The organism is Pseudomonas sp. NPDC087639, assembly GCF_044743385.1.
Classification (GTDB): Bacteria; Pseudomonadota; Gammaproteobacteria; order Pseudomonadales; family Pseudomonadaceae; genus Aquipseudomonas.
Window position 1 is genome coordinate 248,801 of the sequence record NZ_JBIUWI010000001.1, and the last position, 16,832, is coordinate 265,632.

Here is a 16,832-nt window from a genome sequence, read left to right on the forward strand (position 1 = left end):
TTGCTCGATTGAAATAAATGACCTGAGCGTCGGAATGGTTTTAGATGCGCTCTTTTCTGGTCTGAGGAGCCTGTGACCGTGAGCAGACTGCTGTTCGTTGACGACGACGTGGAAATTCTCGCCCTGCTGAAGAAGTTCTTCGTCCAGCACGCCTACGAAGTCGACGTCGCCGCCGATGGCGAGGCGATGTGGGCGGCAATCGCGCGGCAGCGCCCGGACACGATCATTCTTGACGTGATGATGCCCGGTGAAGGTGGGCTGAGCCTGTGCCAGAAAGTGCGTGCGCAGATGGGCATTCCGATCATCATGCTGACGGCGATGGCCGAGCTGAGTGATCGCATTGTCGGTCTGGAACTCGGCGCGGACGACTACCTGACCAAACCGTTCGCGCCTCAGGAATTACTGGCCCGCGTGCGCGCCTTGCAGCGGCGTGCCGGTGAACAGAAGACGCCGCTCGAACCGTCAAGGCCGGTGATCGCCTTCGCCGGTTGGCATCTGGATATCACCTGCCGCGAATTGCGCTCCCCGGAAAACGTGATGATCCCGTTGTCCGGCGGCGAGTTCGATTTGCTGGTGGTGTTTCTGGATCATCCGCAGCGCATCCTCACCCGTGAGCAACTGATCGACTTGACCCACGGCCAGGGTCACGACGCTTTCGACCGCAGCATCGACGTGCAGGTCAGCCGGTTGCGGCGCAAGATCGAGCCAGACTGCAAGCGACCGGACTTGATCAGAACCGTGCGCAACGGCGGCTATATGTTCAGCGCCAAGGTCACGCGTTCATGATCCGTCAATTCCTGCGGCGCGACCCGCTGAGTCGGCGAATCGCGCTGACCATTGTCGCGGCCATGCTTGCGGCGCTGGCGCTCAATTTCCTGTTCGTGGAGGTTGCGGGAACCTGGGCTCGACCGCCCATTGAACGCACCGGGTTGCTGGAGCAGATTGCCGCTACCGTCAAGGTGATCGAGGCCGCACCGGCACCGTTGCGCACGCAATTGGCGCAAGCGGCAAACGGCCTGACACAGGAGGTGATGTGGAGTTCGCAACGCGACGAACTCGGCTTGCCCCCGGGAGGTAAGCCGCTCATGGCAGACAAGACATCGGTGTTGCATCAGTTGTTGGGCGATGATCGACAGATTCGGGTGTTCAACCCCGCTGACTGGCCGAGCGGCAGTCAGCAGGGCCGATATGCGGCGCTGATTCAACTGCCGGATGCCAGCTGGTTGTTATTCTCTTCGCGAGAGCGCTCCTGGGGACTGGACATCGGCACACGCATCGCGATCATCATCGCCCTGGGCCTGATCGCCACGGTGCTGGTGGCCTGGCTTGCCACACGCCAACTGGCCAAACCTCTGCAGCGTTTCGCCAGCGCCGCCCGACGCTTTGGCGGCGACCTGCGCGCACCGCCGATCAAGATTGAAGGCCCGGACGAGATTCGTCAGGCGATCATCGCCTTCAACACCATGCAGGCGCAGATCCAGCACTACATCGGCGAACGCACGCACATGCTCGCGTCCATTTCCCACGATTTGCGCGCGCCGCTGACACGGATGCGCCTACGCAGTGAGTTCATGGAAGACCTCGATCATCAGGGCAAACTGATTCGCGACATCGAAGAGATGCAATCGATGATCAACGCTGCGTTGGCGTTTTTTCGCGAAGACACTCACCGCGAGCAAGCTACCGCGTTCGACCTGTCCGAGCTGCTGCAAACCATCGTTGACGACTACCGCGACCAACACATCGGCGTCGACTTCAACGGCCCCGCGCATCTGGTGTACAAAGGCCGCCCGCTGGGTATCAAGCGGGTGATCGTCAACTTGCTGGAAAACGCGGTGAAGTATGCACACAACCCGCGCGTCGCCTTGAGCTGCACTGATTACTCGATACACATCGAAGTCCACGATGAGGGGCCGGGTATTCCTGAAGAGGCGCTGGAGCAAGTGTTCGACCCGTTTTTCCGCCTCGAAGCCTCACGCAACCGCGACACCGGCGGGGTCGGCCTCGGACTGTCGGCGGCGCGGGCCATCGTGCGTGAGCAGGGTGGCGAGTTGACGCTGAGTAATCGCGAGGGGACAGGGCTGGTGGCAAGGGTTGAACTACCCTTTATCCGTTAGGCGGGGGTTGTCGGCATGAAATTAACGCTGTAGATTTTCATGAAATTATAAAAAGATAATTTCATGAGGCCGTGAATGTTTCAGCAATCCCAGCGCCATGTCGACAGTTACTACGCCCACAGCTGCGCCGATATTCTGAGCCATCGACCCGCGCTGGAAGGGCAACACGACACCGACGTAGTGATCATCGGCGCCGGCTTCAGCGGGCTGCACACCGCGTTGCGCCTGGCGTTGGCCGGCAAGCGCGTGATGCTGCTGGAAGCCAGTCGCGTGGCGTGGGCGGCATCGGGACGTAATGGCGGCCAGGCGATTCTGGGTTGGTCGTGTGACATGCCGCCGCTGGAAGCCGCGCTGGGGCATGAGCGGGCAAGGCGATTGTGGGACGGCATGCGTTGGGCGGCTCGGGAATTGCGCGAATTACCGGGGCGCCATGGTTTCGACTGTGATTATCGGCCGGGGCATCTATGGACTTCAGTGATGCCGCGTCGCGTGAGCCTGTTGACCGAGTGGCAACAAGAGGCCAGCCATAAGTGGGGCCACGATGCATTGCAATTCATCCCACGCGAAGAACTGCCGCAATGGGTGGCCAGCGAGCATTATCAGGCCGGTCTCTATGACCCGGAAGGCGCGCACCTTAACCCGTTGAAACTCGCCTTGGGTCTCGCGGCTGCCATCGAGCGGGCCGGCGGGCGTATCCATGAACAAAGCAAAGCGCTGAGTTATCAGGAGGAGGGCGCAGGTTTTCGGGTACACACCGAGCGCGGGTCGATCAGAGCCGATGTGTTGGTGCTCGCCTGCAATGCCTACCTCGATGAACTCGACCCTAAACTCGCCAGTTGCATATTGCCGGTGGGCACCTATCAAGTCGCCACCGCGCCGCTCACTGCTGAGCAAGCCACCGCGCTGCTGCCAAGCAACGTCTGCGTCACCGACAACCAGTTCGTCCTCGATTACTTCCGTCGCACGCCGGACAACCGCTTGCTGTTCGGCGGCGGCTGCACTTACTTGGGCGGCATGCCCAAGGACATCGCGGCGGCCACGAGGCCGTTTCTCGAGCGAGTGTTCCCGCAGCTCAAAGGTGTCGAGGTGGAGTTCGCCTGGGGCGGGCACATCGATCTGACCCTGAACCGCACGCCGGATGTTGGCGGCGAGGGCAATCGTTATTGGCTGCAGGGTTATTCGGGGCATGGCGTGCTGCCGACACTGGCCGCCGCCCGCGCGGTGTCAGACGCAATCCTCGGCAACGCAGATGAATTGGCGTTGTATCAGGGCTTGAGTAATGGCAGTTTCCCCGGCGGCAAATACCTCGCGGCGCCGCTGGAAGCCATTGGCAAGGCCTGGTATCGATTGCGCGACAGCATCTGATTTGGAATCCCTGTCATGAACAAGCAAGAAGAAATCGCCGCGCTGGCGATCCTGATCCACGACCTGCGCAAGCACAAGAAGTGGACCCTGAAGGAACTGGCAGACAAGATCGGCCGCTCGGTGGGTTTTCTGTCGCAAGTCGAGCGCGGCTTGTCGCGGCCGACCGTTGCCGACCTGACTGCAATCAGCGAAACCTTCGGCGTGCCGACCACTTATTTCTACAGCCTGCCCAAGGCCAAAGAGTTGCCGTGGGTAACGCGACCGGACGAACGCCGCACGCTGTATTACGCCAACGGCATCACCGACATTCTGGTGTCGCCGCAGATCCGCGCCTCATTCTCCATGCTCGAAAGTCACCTTGAACCCGGCGCCAGCAGCGGCGACCGGCACCTGAGCGACAGCTCGGAGCAGGGCGGTTACGTGCTCGAAGGCGAATTGACCCTGTGGCTGGGCGATGACCAAGAACCGGCGACGCTCAAGGCCGGCGACAGCTTCCAGTTCGACAGCCACACCCGTTGCCGCTACGGCAACCTCACCGATCAGCTCACCCGCGTGCTGTGGGTCTACACCTGATAACAATAAAAGGATGAACACGATGGACGCTGTCTGCGCAGACTTGCTGGCTGAAGTGCGTGCGTTTCGCCAACGCTACCCCGAGGTGCGTTATGTCGACCTGATCTCCCTGGACATTCCCGGGCACTTCTACGGCAAGCGCTATCCTGTGGACATGCTCGAAAAAGTCGCCGCCGGCAGCGCGCTCAAACTGCCGCAAAACTGCGTATTACTCGGCGTGCAGGGCGGCTTGTTCAAGATTGGCGATTACTGCTTCAACGACGGCGACCCGGACGCCGTGCGCCGACTGGTGCCGGGCACGCTGAAACCAGTGACCTGGGAAGCGCAGCCGCTTGGGCAGATGCTGATCACCTCTGACGGCACGGAAAAACCAATCGAATTCGAACCCCGCGAAGTCCTCGCTCAAGTGCTGAACCGACTGGCACGCAAAGGCATTCACCCGGTCGTAGCGTTTGAACTGGAGTTCTACCTGTTCGACAAAAAACTGCGCGACGGCCTGCCGCAATTCCCCCGCGACGACCTGACCGAAGACGCCGATGACCAACCGAACATGCACATCGAGCGCCTGTCACGCTTCGCGCCGGTGCTTGATGACATGGTTGAAGCCACTCGTGCCCAAGGCATCGACGCCACCGTCATCACCGCTGAACTCGGCCCCGGCCAGTTCGAAATCAATTTCGGTCACCTCGACGATGGCTTACGTGCAGCGGACTGGGCTGCTTTGTTTTGCCGCAGCACCCGTGGCGTCGCGCTTAAACACGGCTATCGCGCCAGTTTCATGGCCAAGCCGTACTTGCAGCATCCGGGCAGCGGCATGCATGTGCATGTCAGCCTTTATGACGCGGCCGGCAATAATCTGTTGGCGGCGAATCAACAGCAACCACTGCGCCATGCAGTTGCGGGGTGCCTGGAGCTGTTGCCGCACAGCATGCCGATCTTCGCCCCGAATCAGAATGCGATGCGGCGATTGGGCGGTACGGTGAACACCGCCACCAAAGCAAGCTGGGGCTTTGAGGATCGTGATGCGTGTTTGCGCATTCCCGAGTCGGACGAGAAGAACCTGCGCATTGAGTACCGACTGGCCGGCGCGGATGCCAATCCGTATCTGGTGTTGGCCGCGATTCTGGTGGGTTTGGAGCATGGGTTGGCTTCGGCAAAAGAACCGATCGCGCCACTGAATGAGGATCGCAACAGCGGGATAGGTTTCCCGACAGAGATGTTTGAAGCGGTGAGGGCGATGCAGCATCAACCGCAGTTGCGCGAGGGGTTGGCCGCAGAGTTTGTCGACGTGTATTGCGAGAACAAACGCCAGGATCATCTGGCATTTATGCAGGAGATCAGTGCGCGGGAGTATCGGTGGTATTTGTGATGGGGTGGCATTGGCGGGGGGTAAGTTATGCTTTTCGCGCCCAGCTTCCGAACATCACATCACCGATGTAGACGCCAGAAGAGGCTGAACGCTCCTGATCCAGACGCTCTTGCAGCGTTTCAATGTCGACCTCTTCTGCACTGGCCACCCCTAATGCAGTGATTCGCGGCAAGCAGGCTCGAACAATGTGACCAAGGCCGTAGGGAGTATCCGGTGTTTGTATAAGACATTCGGCCCGAACGCTTTCGACGGTCAAGCCTGCCTTAGTAAAAATGCCATGCAGGTTGAAACCAATGTGTAGGTCGGCCCCTTCACGAGCAATCATTTCTTGTATCCAGGATTGCGCTCTTTTATGCAGAGGGAAAGGGGCCAGGCTTGCAGGCACCATCGTCGTATCGTGTTCTTGAAAGACCACGATGCCATTGGGGTGCAAATACTTCGACAGCGCACGGATCGTTGCCACCGCATCCTTCTGATACATCAGCACGCGCCGTCCGACGATGGCGTCAAACGTACCGATAGAGTCCTGCAGCTCTAGAAGCTCGCACTGGAGAAATGTCAGTGAAGGGTGGTTTTGTGCTGCGCCGCGCTGGCGTGCAGTGGCGATGGCGTGGGCGTCATGATCAACACCGATGACCTCTGCGTCTCTTCCCACCAGATCGCACAACAGAAAAGAAACATCACCCGAACCACAGCCCACGTCCAGAATTCGCATGCCTTTTTCAATTCCCGCGTCGACCAGCAAACGCGTGGTGAAGTCGGGTAGGTTGGTCGACATTACTAAGCCTCGCTGAGTTTTCCGGGAAGTCTATTGCATACTCTTCGGCCATCATGCCGCTCGGGTCGATAGCTGCCCGCTGCGATTGACTGCTACCGACCATTGACGCCTTTGGGAAGGCTCCATGTTGTGTATCAGCCCATGGCGCCCAGCAGCGCTTCATCCTTCGCCACCGCACGTTTGTAGGCATCGCGGCTCATTAACTTCTCGGCGTAAGCGAGAAACGCTGCTCTGTGTGGCAAGGTGCCCAAGCCAAGCCCCCAGCCGATGTGGGAACCAACATAAACGTCGGCAGCGCAGAAGCGCTCTCCGGCGATGAACGGATTAGCCAACACGGCGCGTTCGAGTTGGTCCACGGTGCGCTCGTAGCTTCCATAGCCAAAGAAGAACTCCTGATCCTGCGTTGGGTTGAAGCCCGCGCGGTGGTTGGTCACGGCCTGCTCCAGGGGGCCCGCAGCAAAAAACATCCAGCGGTAGTAGGCCGCCCGCTCCGCTGCTGCAGGAGCCAGGTTCGCTTCGGGGAACGCATCAGCCAGATACGCACAGATGGCGGCTGTTTCTGTTATGGTTTGCCCGTTATGCACGAGTGTGGGGATCTTCCCCATCGGGTTTACATCGCGAAAAAAAACTACGCGTGGATCATCAGGGTCGGCCACCGTCGGCGCTGCCAGCGCAGCACCTCCCCAACGGTCAGACTCGCTGGTCGACTGGTAATCCAAGATGACCGATTCATAAGTGCAGCCGATTTCTTCGAGCATCCAGCGCACCATGCGGCCGCGAGAGTTGGGATTGGTATAGAACGTCATTGTCATCGTGAGCTCCTCTTGGCTCGGTTCGTTGACGACAATGGTAAGAGCGACGCTGCATAACCCCTTGGGCGGTTTGCGCCAGAATACTTGCTTAACGCGCCATTAATGGAGCGTTGCGTTACGCGCTGCCGCTCACTTGCGGCTCGGAGCATATAAATGTCCCACCTTCATACCAGCACCGAGCGGTGTAAATTGCCCAGAGTATTCTGGCAATCGATAGAGCAATTGGGACTCGATCCCGCGTTGATTCACCAGCACGCTCAGTTGCCCCATGACCTTCACCTGAACGAATCTGCCTTTGTCAGCACGCATCAGCTCTTTGCCGTCTGGAACGCCATCGAGGCGATTTCTGCAGACCCTGCCTTTGCGATAAAAATGGTCCGTGATACCCCCAGTGCGAAACACAAACTGGCGTTCCTCGCGGCGTTATATGCGGCTGATTTTCGCGACGGACTTGCGAGGTTGTCTCGCTTCCAGCGCTTATGCAGTCCCGACAAAATTTGCATCGACGAGCACAAGGGCAATGTGTCATTCACGATTGTGTGGCCTTCTGGCACGGGGCCGGCGCCTTATCTCTCGGTGGAGGCGTGTTTTGCTTTGGTGCTGGAATTGGGTCGACGAGGCACTGGCAAACACATTGAGCCCATTGCATTGAGCCTGAGACGGCCGAGGCAAAAACTGGAAACCCATTCAAGTTACTTCGGTTGCCCCATTCACTACGGCGCAACCCGTGACGAGTTGACTGTAAGCGCCACCGACATCGATCTACCGTTTCTTGAGCACAATCCGGAAGTGCTGCACATGATGACGCCCGGCCTTAGTGCCGCAATCCGAGAGATCGAAGCGCCCCTTGGATTCTGTGAGCAGGTCATTGAAGTGCTGAAACGAGCGCTGGCGGCGGGGCGGCCAAGTTTGCAGTATCTTGCCCAAGAGCTATTGCAGAGCGAGCGGACGCTGCAACGACGATTAGCCTCAGAGGGTACGACATTCAGCGCGCTGCTCAACGAGGCCCGGCGCCAAGTCGGATTTCACCTGCTTGCTGATACGACCCTTGAACTGAAAGAAGTGGCGTATCTGCTCGGTTACGAGGACGTCAACTCTTACTACCGGGCTTTCCGGCAGTGGGAGAAGGTTTCACCGAGTGAGTGGCGACGCCTCAATACGTGAAGTATGCCGCCAGGGGGCGATAACCCGATGCCGCTCCCTTAACTATTCAACGACATCGGCTTATCGCCACCCGGCGGCAAGCCAAACAGCTTGCGCACCACGTTCAGAAACGCCCCATAAGGCCGTCCCAGAAACAACATCATCAACGCCGCGCCGAGTGTGCCGCGCACCAGGCCGTCTCCCGACGCGCCGCGTTCATTACGTTCAATACACCACTGCTTCGTCTTGATGCGACACCGGCAGCACCGCCAGGTGCGGAGAGTCGCCGAAGTACTCGATCAACAGTTCGGTGAGTACGCGTATTTTGCGCGCGGGATGCGGGCCTGGCGGGCGGAGAAGGTAGGCGCCGGCCGGGGGCGGCGGATGGTTTGTCATGATCGGTACGAGTGCGCCGCAAGCTATGTGTTCATGGGTGAGGCAATCGGGCAGGTAGGCGAGGCCAAGGCCTGCGGTTGCGGCGGCGGCGAGGGCGGTGCCGTTGTCGGCCTTGAAGCGTCCTTGCGGGCGAACCGTGATGATCTTGTCGCCGTCCATGAATTGCCAGGCTTCGGTGCCCTGCATGAGCGCCTGATGGGTGTGCAGTTCGTCCGGCGTCTCGGGGGCACCGTGCGCCTTGATGTAATCCGGGCTCGCGACAAGCTTGGTGTAGACCGGGCCAATACGCCTTGCGATGAGGTTGGAGTCCTGCAGATAACCCACGCGGATGGCGCAATCGTAGCCCTCGGTAATGAGATCAACGAAGCGATCGCTGTAGCAGGTTTGCATGTGCAACTGAGGATGGCGGCGCGCCATTTCTGCCAGCACCGGTGCGAAGTGCGTCGGGCCGAACGACAGCGGAACCGCCACGCGCAAACGTCCGCGAAGGGCGCCGGCGGGCAGGATCGTCTCTCTGGCAATGTCGATCTCGGTGCAGACTCTGGCGGCGTAATCCCGGAACGTCGAGCCGGCCTCGGTAAGTGACGCCCCGCGAGTGGAGCGCGCCATCAGTTGCACGCCCAATTGCGCTTCAAGCCGAGCCAGCCGGCGGCTGACAATCGACTTCGATACGCCCAGCCGCAGCGCAGCTTGCGAAATGCCCCCGGCATCTGCCACTTCCACGAATGTTTGCAGCTCTTCGATATCCATTCCCGCGTTCCCCTTTGCGCGACACAGCTCGCCTCGCGATGCTACTACTGCCTCGAACATGGGAACAGCACAATGGTTTTTCAGGCGCGGCTTCATTTGCGCATGTCCTGGAAACCATTAGCCGCACGGGCTCCGGCCTCTCACAAACGTGCGTTCACCATAAAAAAGGATTTGCCCATGGCAAGCGAGACTCTCCGCAACCCCCACACCGACTCACTCCTGACCCCGGAAAATTCGGCGTTGATCATCATCGATTATCAGCCCGTTCAGGTGTCCTCGATCCGTTCGATGCCCCGTGATGAACTGGTCTTCAACATCACCAGCGTTGCCAAGGCGGCGGTCAACTACGACCTGCCGATCATCCACTCCACCGTCAATGTCGCGACCGGCCGCAACAAACCGCCGATTCAAGAACTGCAAGACGTGCTCGGCCACCTGCCGACCTATGACCGCACCTCGATCAACAGTTGGGAGGACACCGAGTTCAAGCAGGCGGTCAAGGCACTCGGGCGCAGGAAGCTCATCATGACCGCGCTTTGGACCGAAGCCTGCCTGGCATTCCCGGTGCTCGACGCGATCCAGGAAGGCTATGAAGTCTACGTGCCGGTCGATGCGGTTGGCGGCACGTCGCTCGCCGCACACGAGGCGGCGCTGCGCAGGATGGAACAGGCGGGTGCGAAGCTGATCAGCCGGGTGCAAATGTACTGCGAACTCCAGCGCGACTGGGCGCGAGAAGTGACCGTGCCAGGCTTCTTGGGTGTGTTCGAGAACTTTGACGGGTTCAACGCTGAAAAAGCTCTGGAGGAGGCGGCCAAGAAAGCCTGATTAACCCGCAATTGATGAAGGTGGCGTTCGCAACAGCGGACGTCATCTTCATTTGCAATTCAAAGTACAGACCACATTCAGAAGCGTGGCTTGTCCCCATTTAAACGCACACTTTTTCACAAAGCCCTCTCCCTAACCATTCAATGGCAGAATCCCCTCAACTTGAAAGTTTTGGAGATCACCATGCTTCGTGCGTTTGAACGAAGACTCGACCCTTTTCCTCCTGACGAGGTACCACCGCCACCCAACGGTCTGGCGCGTTTTCTTTGGGCTTGCACACGAGGTGCTCGCGGTTACATCCTGGTGCTGGCGCTGCTGAGTGCCGCCGTGTCGATCTACGAGGCCTGGTTGTTTTCGTTCCTCGGGCAGGTCGTGGACCTGCTCTCGACCTGGCAGGCCGGCGGTGAAGCCGCGGCGCAGGAGAGCCGCGTGCTGTGGGGCATGGGCATCGTCATGGTGACCAGTGTCGGGCTGGTGGCGCTGCGCACGATGGTGCAGCACCAGATATTGGCGATTAACCTGCCGTTGCGGCTGCGCTGGGACTTCCATCGGCTGATGCTGCGGCAAAGCCTTTCGTTTTTCTCCGATGAGTTTTCCGGCCGGGTCACGACCAAGGTGATGCAGACAGCACTGGCAGTGCGCGACGTGCTGTTCACCATGATCGAGATCATCCCCGGGATCGGTGTGTATTTCATCGCGATCATCGCGCTGGCCGGCGGCTTCGCTTTGAAACTGATGCTGCCGTTCATTGGCTGGGCGGTGTTGTTCGCGCTGGCCATGTGGTACTTCGTGCCACGCTTGGGCAAAGTCGGGCAGGAGCAGGCCAATGCGCGGTCGATGATGACCGGGCGTATATCGGACGCTTACACCAACATCACCACGGTGAAGCTGTTCTCCCATTCCAACCGTGAAGCGCACTTCGCGCGAGCGGCGATGGAGGATTTCAAACTGACCGGTTTTCGCCAGATGCGCTTGGTCAGCATGTTTGAGATCGTCAATCAGGCACTGGTGGTGGGGCTGATCATGTCAGCCGGCGGTTACGCGTTGTGGCTGTGGCACCAGGGTGATGTCGGCGCCGGTGCCGTGGCGGCAATCACCGCCATGGCGTTGCGGATCAATGGCATGTCGAACTGGATCATGTGGCAAATGACCTCGCTCTTCGAAAGTATCGGCACCGTTCAGGATGGCATGGCGACCCTGACCCAAGGCGCCAAGGTGCAGGATGCGCCGGATGCCGGTGAGCTGGTGACCAATGGCGGCGCGGTCACCTTCGACAAAGTGCATTTCAACTACAACGGCGAACGTCAGGTGCTCGATGGCCTGAACCTGAACATCCGCCCGGGCGAAAAAATCGGTCTGGTCGGCCGTTCCGGTGCCGGTAAATCCACGCTGATCAACTTGCTGCTGCGCTTCTATGACGTCGACAGCGGCGAGATCCGCATCGACGGGCAAAACATCGCGCACGTAACGCAAGACAGTCTGCGCAGCGCCATCGGTATGGTCACGCAGGATACGTCGCTGCTGCACCGATCCATTCGCGACAACATCGCCTACGGCCGTCCCGATGCAACCGACGCGCAAATCCGCAGCGCCGCCGCCAGCGCCCAGGCCGATGAATTCATCAGCCAACTCAGCGACCGGCAAGGCCATAGCGGCTACGACACGCTGGTAGGTGAGCGGGGCATCAAGCTGTCGGGCGGCCAGCGCCAACGGGTTGCGATTGCCCGGGTGATGCTCAAGAATGCGCCGATCCTGCTGCTGGACGAGGCCACCAGCGCGCTGGACTCGGAAGTCGAAGTGGCAATTCAGGAAAGCCTCGATGACATGATGCAAGGCAAGACCGTGATCGCGATCGCCCATCGGCTGTCGACCATTGCGGCCATGGACCGGCTGATCGTCATGGACGAAGGCCGCATTATTGAACAGGGCACTCACAGCGAATTGCTTGAGAGAAACGGCGTCTATGCGCGGCTTTGGCAGCATCAGAGCGGCGGGTTTCTGGGAGAGGACAAGGGCGTGGTCGAGGCGATGGATCAGGTGTGAGCGGGAAGGGCGCACGGAGAGTTCAATCCTGGCGCCCGTTAATTTCGCACGTGCATTCAGCGTTTAGGCGAGCGCGTCTAAAAGCGGTTCATATTTTTTTGAGGTGGCCATATTTGCCGCACGCCAGGGGTGAGTGCACGGAGGGACGCCAGAAAGCAGTTCACCATTCGTCCAATAGCCGGCACTCGCCACGCCTGATCGCCTCTCAACCTTAAGCACGGACTTCCCGCGCCTTGGTAGGAGAGCCAGCATGGAAATCGATGAAAAAGCCCCAGGCAACACGTCTCAGCAGGAAGTGACGCGCACTACGGACAATGAAACCGGCCATGATCCGCGCCGAGATGAGTCTTCGAACCCGTTGCCGGCGGACGATGAAGCGGCGGTCGATGAAGACATGAGCGATGTAGATGCGAACAACTCGGTGTCGAGTGAGCACCCTTAGCCAAGTTAAAACGAAGGCAAAAGAAACCCGGCGTTCAGGCCGGGTTTTCTATTGGCCCTCAGCCTGACCCTCGCCCAGAGAGAGAGGGGACTGATAGGGGGAATGCTCAGAGCGCAGCCTTCACCTGCAATCCAAACACCAGCGCATTGTCGATGTCCTGCCCGGAAAACGCCCCCGGCTCGATGATGTATTGCAGATTCGGGCGCAGCGTCAGCCAAGGCGTGGCCTGATAACCGTAACCGAGCTCGATCAACTGTTCGGCGCTGTCCAGGTTCGGGAACGCCGTGCCATTGTTCAGCGCAGCGTCTTGCAGCACGTCGCGACTGCGCGGGTTGGGCACGGCGCGGCCGTAGCCCAGGGCAACGGTGTCACGCGGGCGACCTTCGAAAGGTTTGTACAGAACCACGCCAGTGCCGTACCACTTGCTGAATGGCGAAGCCGCTTCGCTGGCAGCCGAGTATTGACCGAAGGCATGCAGGCTGCGTCCTTCGGACGATTTCGAGCTCCACACAGCTTGGTCGACCAACAAGTAGTGACCACCACGCCCGGACACTTCCTTGTCGCTGCCAATGCGTTTTACGTCGGAGCTGTCGTAGTAGTAGCCGACCTTGTATTCGCCGGGCAGCTCACCCGCGTGCTTGTACACCAACTCGATCGGCACCACGGTGCCAGTGGTGTGTTTCGGGCCCAGGTGCCAGGCGCGGCTGGAGTTGCCGTTACTGTCCGGGTCGACGTTGAACGCCGCCACGCGCAATTGCCAGGACGGCGACAGGTCGTATTTCACACGCACGCCGAGATGGGCGTTGGGATAGTTGGTCCAGCCGCTGCCGCCGGACATGTTCAGCGGGTGCCCGCAGAAGCCGGCGTTCATGAAGTTACAGAGGATGCCGCTGTCGAGGCCGCCGAGGTCGTTGCCCATGGCCATGTAACCGAGCTTGACGTTCAGCGCCGGAGTGAACAGCGTGCGCTCGTAGCTGAGTTCGGTCAGGCGGGTGTAGAGACCGCCGTAGTTTTCCTGAATCGGCAGACGGTTGCCGACCAGATCCTCGGAAGCGCTGTTGCCGCGCCGGTCGTTGATGCTCAGTTGCACCTTGCCGGCGTTGTCGACGCCATACAGTTTGCTCAGATCGAATTGCACACCGAGCTTGATGTTTTGCGAGTAACGGGCCGAACGGTGCAGGCCACCGTCAGCGTTGTAGGCCGTTTCGCCGGTGTAGTCGCCGGTGAACTTGATGCCGTCTTCGTCCATCTGGTGGCGCAGCCCACCCCAATCACCGGTCAGGGTGTTGCGGGTCATCAGGTTCGAATCGGCATCGGCGAAAGCGGGCAGGGCAGCACTGCAGGTCAGGCCCAACAGCAAGCCGGCATGAGAAAAGCGAACAGGCAAAAACATGTGAATCTTCCAGCTGAAATTTTAGCGATAGCGCAAAGCAGCGCGGCACCCTAAGGTGCCGCGCTATAAATGAAATGCCCATGTTCACCATGGGCATGGCGGCTTACGGCAAGGCGTAAGCCATCACGTAGTCGCCACGATCGGTCGACTGACGAGCGCCACCGGCGGTGATGACGATGTATTGCTTGCCGGTTTTTGGCGAAACATAAGTCATCGGGCCGCCCTGGCTGCCGACCGGCAGACGGGACTTCCAGACTTCCTCACCGTTGCCGCTGTTGAACGCGCGCAGGTAGAAGTCCTGGGTGCCGGCGATAAAGATCAAGCCACCTTGAGTCGACAGGGTGCCGCCCAGAGTTGGCAGACCAATCTTGATCGGCAGGTGCATGCGGATACCCAGCGGACCGGTGTCTTCAACGGTGCCGACCGGAACCTGCCAGGCGACTTTTTGTGTCTTCATGTCGATGGCGGTCAGCGTGCCGAACGGCGGCGCCTGGCAAGGAATGCCGGCGACCGACAGGAAGCGGTTTTTGTTCACCGCGTAAGGTGTGCCTTTGAGGGGGACGGCGCCCATACCGGTGTTCAATGCTTCGCCGCCGGAAGTGGCCTGGCCCTTGTTCTGCGACGGGATCATCTGAATCCAAAGACCCAGACGCATGTCGTTGACGAAGATGAAGCCATGCACCGGATCAGTCGAGATGCTGCCCCAGTTCATGCCGCCCAGCGAGCCCGGGAAGCTCAGGGATTTGTCGGTGCCCGGCGCGGTGTACAAGCCGTCATAACGCATCGACTTGAAGTCGATACGGCACAGCAATTGGTCATATGGAGTCGCGCCCCACATGTCCGATTCGGTCAGGTGCTGGGCACCGATCTGCGGCATGCCCACCGATTTTGGCTGGGTTGGCGAGTAAGGCTCGTTAGGAATGTTCGCCGCTTTGACCGGCACTTCTTTCAAGTCAGTCAACGGTTTGCCGGTGGCGCGATCCAGTACGTAGATCTGCCCGGCCTTGGTACCGATCACCAGCGCCGGTACCGATTTACCGTCCTTGGTGAAGTCGATCAGGCTCGGCTGCATCGGCAGGTCGAAGTCCCAGAGATCGTTGTGAACGGTCTGGAATACCCACTTTTCTTCGCCGCTGTTGGCGTCCAGCGCCAGGATAGAAGCGCCGTAGGTGTGATCCAGTTTGCTGCGTTCTACACCATAAATGTCGGTGGAAGAGCTGCCCATCGGCAGGAACACGGTGTTGGTCGCCGCGTCGTAAGACATGGGCGCCCAGCTGTTCGGCGTGCTGCGTACATAGGTGCTGCCGTCTGCCGGCGCTTTTTTATCCTGCGGATTACCCGGGTCGAACGCCCAACGCATGGCGCCGGTCATCACATCAAAACCACGAATAACGCCGCCCGGCATATCGGCTTGCACGTTGTCGGCAACCCGGCCGCCAACCACGACAGTGGTGCCTGCCATCAACGGTGCGGACGACAATTGATAGTAGCTGTCCGGGACATCACCCAGACCGGCCTTCAGATCCACCTGGCCATTGTTGCCAAAGCCCTGGCAGAACTCACCGGTGTCGGCATCGACGGCGATCAGGCGCGCATCAATCGTGTTGGTCAGCAAGCGGCGCTGGCAGTTGGCGGCCGGCGCGGCTTGAGCCTCTGCGACTGGCGAGCTGCTCGGCTTGGCGACTGCGGCAGTGGCGTCGAAATAGGCCATGCCACGGCAACGCTGCCAGACTTTCGACTGCGCGTTGATGGCGTTTTTCCACAGTTCCTTACCAGTGTCGGCATCCAGCGCGATCAGGTTGTTGTGCGGGGTACAGATGAACACTTTGTTGCCGACCTGCAGCGGGGTGAGTTGGTCTTCGGCACCGTTGCCGTCGCTCACGGCGACATCACCGGTGTGATAGGTCCACGCCACTTTCAACTTGTCGACGTTGTGGCGGTTGATCTGGTCCAGCGCGGCGAAACGGCTGCCGCCTTCAGTATTGCCGTAGTGAGCCCAGTCTTTCTGGGCTTTTTCCGGCTCGACCGGCGTAAGGCCCGGGCCAGTGCCCGTAGCAGCAACAGTCGGGTGAGCGACGAACATGTTGCCAGCGGCTACGGCCAGACCGACCGCCAGTACCGCAGCAAGGGCATAAGCACCGCGCCCCGGAACGCCACCGCTGGCACGTTTCAACAACGGGTAAACCAGCGTGACGGCCAGACCCACTGCGCTGAACATGAACAGGCGCGAGAACACCGGCCAGAACACCAGCCCTGCGTCGCTCACTGCCCAGATCGCTGTCCCCACCAGGAACACCGCGAACAACCACGCACCGGCCGGTTTGAAGCGAGCAATCAGCAGGCCGGAGACTGTCATCACCAGACCACCCACCAGGAAGTACCAGGAGCCTCCCAGGCTGACCAATTTCACGCCGCCAGCAGCAAGCGCCAAGCCGAGCAGGGCGATGATCACGCCCAGCCCGACCAGAATGAATTTTGATATGCCCGAGAGGCGTTGACTCTGCTTCACGTTGAATGTCCCGTTGAAATGAGGCGCGCAGTATATAGATAGGTAACTACCTAGTTAAATCACTATTTCTGAGTGAAGCGTAGTTCTCTGCTCGAGCACGCGCCAAGAAGGGCAGCCGGGCGTTCCGCATAGGGTCGATGCAATTATCCATAGGTCGGTGAAAGCGTTGTTTATGTCAGAAGGATCGTCAGTTTTGACAGTGTTAAAATTGCGATCAGAAACCTTCGATTAGCCGACGTACGGCAGCTGACGGAGAGGCTCGGTGACACGATCAGGCATATGCATATGCTCTTTTAATCTTTGATTCGCGATCGGTT

General features: G+C 59.6%; 15 protein-coding genes. 9 read left to right on the forward strand and 6 right to left on the reverse strand.

Annotated features, from left to right (window positions below):
- The first annotated feature begins 78 nt into the window (after nucleotides 1–78).
- From ACIOVB_RS01040 to ACIOVB_RS01060, 5 genes are all read left to right on the forward strand, one after another.
- Nucleotides 79–786, forward strand: a complete 708-nt coding sequence (locus tag ACIOVB_RS01040; protein WP_401264078.1) for a response regulator — start codon at nucleotides 79–81, stop codon at nucleotides 784–786.
- Nucleotides 783–2,117: an ATP-binding protein gene (locus ACIOVB_RS01045; protein WP_401264080.1), complete on the forward strand. Its 1,335-nt coding sequence runs from the start codon at nucleotides 783–785 to the stop codon at nucleotides 2,115–2,117. Before ACIOVB_RS01040 ends, ACIOVB_RS01045 begins: the two co-directional genes overlap by 4 nt.
- Before the next feature lie 75 nt (nucleotides 2,118–2,192).
- Entirely contained in the window at nucleotides 2,193–3,482 is a 1,290-nt protein-coding gene (locus ACIOVB_RS01050; RefSeq protein WP_401264081.1) for an NAD(P)/FAD-dependent oxidoreductase, read from the forward strand.
- 15 nt (nucleotides 3,483–3,497) lie between these two features.
- Complete coding sequence (locus ACIOVB_RS01055; RefSeq protein WP_401264083.1) at nucleotides 3,498–4,055, forward strand: helix-turn-helix domain-containing protein; 558 nt, start codon at nucleotides 3,498–3,500, stop codon at nucleotides 4,053–4,055.
- Between the two features lie 22 nt (nucleotides 4,056–4,077).
- Complete coding sequence (locus tag ACIOVB_RS01060; protein ID WP_401264084.1) at nucleotides 4,078–5,424, forward strand: glutamine synthetase family protein; 1,347 nt, start codon at nucleotides 4,078–4,080, stop codon at nucleotides 5,422–5,424.
- 25 nt (nucleotides 5,425–5,449) lie between these two features.
- Here ACIOVB_RS01060 and ACIOVB_RS01065 read toward each other — a convergent pair whose 3' ends face one another.
- The gene (locus ACIOVB_RS01065; RefSeq protein ID WP_401264085.1) at nucleotides 5,450–6,202 is read right to left on the reverse strand and encodes a class I SAM-dependent methyltransferase; all 753 of its coding nucleotides are present in this window, start codon (nucleotides 6,200–6,202) and stop codon (nucleotides 5,450–5,452) included.
- Nucleotides 6,203–6,336: 134 nt separating this feature from the next.
- The gene (locus ACIOVB_RS01070) at nucleotides 6,337–7,014 is read right to left on the reverse strand and encodes a glutathione S-transferase family protein (protein ID WP_401264087.1); all 678 of its coding nucleotides are present in this window, start codon (nucleotides 7,012–7,014) and stop codon (nucleotides 6,337–6,339) included.
- A 153-nt stretch (nucleotides 7,015–7,167) separates the two neighbouring features.
- On the opposite strand from ACIOVB_RS01070, the gene ACIOVB_RS01075 reads away from it, so the two are divergent.
- Nucleotides 7,168–8,178: an AraC family transcriptional regulator ligand-binding domain-containing protein gene (locus tag ACIOVB_RS01075; protein WP_401264088.1), complete on the forward strand. Its 1,011-nt coding sequence runs from the start codon at nucleotides 7,168–7,170 to the stop codon at nucleotides 8,176–8,178.
- Nucleotides 8,179–8,216: 38 nt separating this feature from the next.
- Here the strand turns inward: ACIOVB_RS01075 and alaE are convergent, their stop codons facing one another.
- Nucleotides 8,217–8,408, reverse strand: coding sequence for an L-alanine exporter AlaE (alaE, locus tag ACIOVB_RS01080; protein ID WP_401264387.1), 192 nt, complete (start codon nucleotides 8,406–8,408; stop codon nucleotides 8,217–8,219).
- The gene (locus ACIOVB_RS01085) at nucleotides 8,383–9,303 is read right to left on the reverse strand and encodes a LysR family transcriptional regulator (protein WP_401264090.1); all 921 of its coding nucleotides are present in this window, start codon (nucleotides 9,301–9,303) and stop codon (nucleotides 8,383–8,385) included. The genes alaE and ACIOVB_RS01085 overlap by 26 nt, the downstream gene beginning before the upstream one ends.
- Before the next feature lie 177 nt (nucleotides 9,304–9,480).
- Between ACIOVB_RS01085 and ACIOVB_RS01090 the strand changes: the two genes are divergently transcribed.
- From ACIOVB_RS01090 to ACIOVB_RS01100, 3 genes are all read left to right on the forward strand, one after another.
- Entirely contained in the window at nucleotides 9,481–10,128 is a 648-nt protein-coding gene (locus ACIOVB_RS01090) for a hydrolase (RefSeq protein WP_401264092.1), read from the forward strand.
- A 183-nt stretch (nucleotides 10,129–10,311) separates the two neighbouring features.
- Nucleotides 10,312–12,171 (forward strand): ABC transporter ATP-binding protein, encoded by a 1,860-nt coding sequence (locus tag ACIOVB_RS01095; RefSeq protein ID WP_401264093.1) that lies wholly within the window; start codon nucleotides 10,312–10,314, stop codon nucleotides 12,169–12,171.
- A 250-nt stretch (nucleotides 12,172–12,421) separates the two neighbouring features.
- Nucleotides 12,422–12,613, forward strand: coding sequence for a hypothetical protein (locus tag ACIOVB_RS01100; RefSeq protein ID WP_187679845.1), 192 nt, complete (start codon nucleotides 12,422–12,424; stop codon nucleotides 12,611–12,613).
- Between the two features lie 106 nt (nucleotides 12,614–12,719).
- On the opposite strand, the gene ACIOVB_RS01105 is transcribed toward ACIOVB_RS01100, so the two are convergent.
- Nucleotides 12,720–14,006 (reverse strand): carbohydrate porin, encoded by a 1,287-nt coding sequence (locus ACIOVB_RS01105; RefSeq protein ID WP_401264095.1) that lies wholly within the window; start codon nucleotides 14,004–14,006, stop codon nucleotides 12,720–12,722.
- A gap of 103 nt (nucleotides 14,007–14,109) precedes the next feature.
- The gene (locus tag ACIOVB_RS01110; RefSeq protein ID WP_401264097.1) at nucleotides 14,110–16,515 is read right to left on the reverse strand and encodes a glucose/quinate/shikimate family membrane-bound PQQ-dependent dehydrogenase; all 2,406 of its coding nucleotides are present in this window, start codon (nucleotides 16,513–16,515) and stop codon (nucleotides 14,110–14,112) included.
- Nucleotides 16,516–16,832 lie beyond the last annotated feature (317 nt).